Consider the following 2414-nt stretch of genomic DNA (forward strand, 5'->3'; position numbering starts at 1 on the left):
GCGCCCCCGCCGTGTTCCCGGCACCGGCGGGGGGGGGGGGGGGGGCCCCCGCCCCCCCCCCCCCCCCCCCCCCCCCCCCCCCCGGGGGCGGGGGGGGGGGGCGCCCGGACGCCCGCGTCAGGCGGTGGCCTTGCCGCCCTGGGAGCGGACCGCGCCCATGCTCGCCGCGATGACCAGGGCGATCGCGAGCGCGTCCAGGGCCGACATCGCCTGGTTCAGGACCAGGAAGCCAGCGGTGGCCGCGATCGCCGGTTCCAGGCTCATCAGGACGGCGAACGTCGGTGCGGGCAGGCGGCGCAGTGCCAGGAGTTCCAGGGTGTACGGCAGGACGGAGGACAGGACGCCGACCCCGGCGCCCAGCGCCAGCGTGCCCGGCACGAGGAGCGCGGAGCCGGCCTGGGCGATGCCCAGCGGGAGCGACAGCACCGCCGCCACCGCCATGGCCAGCGCCAGCCCGTCCGCCTGCGGGAAGCGGCGGCCGGTACGGGCGCTGAACACGATGTACGCCGCCCACATCGCGCCCGCTCCGAGCGCGAAGGCGCAGCCCGCCGGGTCGAGGCCGCCGAAGCCGCTCCCGCCGCCGTGGCCGGCCAGCAGGGCGACACCGGCCAGGGCCAGGCCGGCCCACAGCAGGCTCGCCGCGCGACGGGAGACGACGACCGACAGGACGAGGGGGCCCAGGACCTCCAGGGTGACGGCCGGGCCGAGCGGGATGCGGTCGATGGACTGGTAGAAGAGCCCGTTCATGCCGGCCATCGCGATGCCGAAGGCGACGACGGTGCCCCAGTCGGCGCGCGTGTGGCCGCGCACCTTCGGGCGGCACAGGAGCATCAGCACCAGTGCCGCGGCCGCGAGCCGCAGCGTGACCACGCCCGCGGCGCCCGCCCCCGGCATGATCATGACGGCGAGCGCGGCGCCGAACTGGACCGAGATCCCGGCCGCGATCACCAGCGCGACGGGCCCCAGGCGGGACGGCCCGGCGGGGGCCGGGAGCGCCCCGGTCGCGGGGGCGGTGCCCGCCACGGGGACGGCGGGGGTGGATGCGGGGGAGGATGCGGGCATTAATCCAGACTAAGGGGTATGTAAGGGCCACGCCGCCGCGTGCCGCCTTACCTCGCCCTGCCCTCGCCCCCGTACCGCCTTACCGCGCCCCGCCCCTCCCCCGCCGCCCGAACCCGGGACGTTCGTCTCATCGGGTGGACGCTTCCCCAAGGCGTGGACCCGGACCGGATACGCTCCGCTCGTGGCCGAGATCCAGATTCCCGCTGACATCAAGCCCGCCGACGGACGCTTCGGCGCGGGCCCCTCCAAGGTGCGGACCGAGGCGCTGGACGCCCTCGCCGCCACCGGTACCTCCCTGCTCGGGACCTCGCACCGCCAGGCCCCGGTCAAGAACCTGGTCGGCTCCGTGCGCCAGGGCATCCGGGACCTGTTCTCGCTGCCCGAGGGCTACGAGGTGATCCTGGGCAACGGCGGCTCCACCGCCTTCTGGGACATCGCGACCGCCGGGCTCATCGAGCGCAAGTCCCAGCACCTCACCTTCGGCGAGTTCTCGTCCAAGTTCGCCAAGGCCGCGAAGCTCGCGCCGTGGCTGGACGAGCCGACCGTGATCTCCTCCGAGCCGGGCACGCACCCGGAGCCGGTGGCCGAGGCGGGTGTCGACGTGTACGCGTACACGCACAACGAGACCTCGACGGGTGTGGCGGCGCCGGTCAAGCGCGTCGCGGGCGCCGACGCGGGGTCCCTCGTCCTGGTGGACGCGACCTCGGGCGCCGGCGGCCTGCCGGTGGACATCACCGAGAGCGACGTCTACTACTTCGCCCCGCAGAAGTCCTTCGCCTCCGAGGGCGGCCTGTGGCTGGCGGCGTTCTCGCCGGCGGCCCTGGAGCGCGCGGCGCGCGTCCACGCGTCGGGCCGGCACATCCCGGAGTTCTTCTCGCTGCCGACGGCGATCGACAACTCGCTGAAGAACCAGACGTACAACACCCCGGCGCTGTCCACCCTGTTCCTGATGGACGAGCAGCTGCGGTGGATGAACTCCCAGGGCGGCCTGGAGTTCACCACCGGCCGTACGGCGGCCAGCGCACGCAACCTGTACGGCTGGGCCGAGGCCTCGAAGTACGCGAGCCCGTTCGTGCAGGACGCCGACAAGCGCTCGGCCGTCATGGGAACGATCGACTTCTCGGACGACATCGACGCGGCGGCGATCTCGAAGGTGCTGCGCGCCAACGGCATCGTGGACACCGAGCCGTACCGCAAGCTCGGCCGCAACCAGCTCCGCATCGCCATGTACCCGGCGGTCGACCCGGCGGACGTGGGGGGGGGGGGCCCCCGCCAAGCACCGCGGTTTGACAAGCGAGTACCGCCCCCCCCGGCCCCCGCGGGCGCCCCCCCCCCCCGCCCCCGAGCCGCCC

At 75.0% G+C, this 2414-nt stretch carries 2 protein-coding genes; one reads left to right on the forward strand and one right to left on the reverse strand.

Annotation, left to right across the window (positions count from 1 at the left end; all coding sequences use genetic code 11):
• Positions 1-117: 117 nt before the first annotated feature.
• Complete coding sequence (locus tag ACFXA3_RS23315) at positions 118-1062, reverse strand: DMT family transporter (RefSeq protein WP_385189600.1); 945 nt, start codon at positions 1060-1062, stop codon at positions 118-120.
• A gap of 181 nt (positions 1063-1243) precedes the next feature.
• Here ACFXA3_RS23315 and serC point away from each other — a divergent pair.
• On the forward strand, positions 1244-2414 hold a 1171-nt coding region (serC, locus tag ACFXA3_RS23320; protein ID WP_385189602.1), incomplete at its 3' end, for a phosphoserine transaminase.

The organism is Streptomyces sp. NPDC059456, assembly GCF_042750055.1.
In the GTDB taxonomy this organism is placed as follows: Bacteria; Actinomycetota; Actinomycetes; order Streptomycetales; family Streptomycetaceae; genus Streptomyces.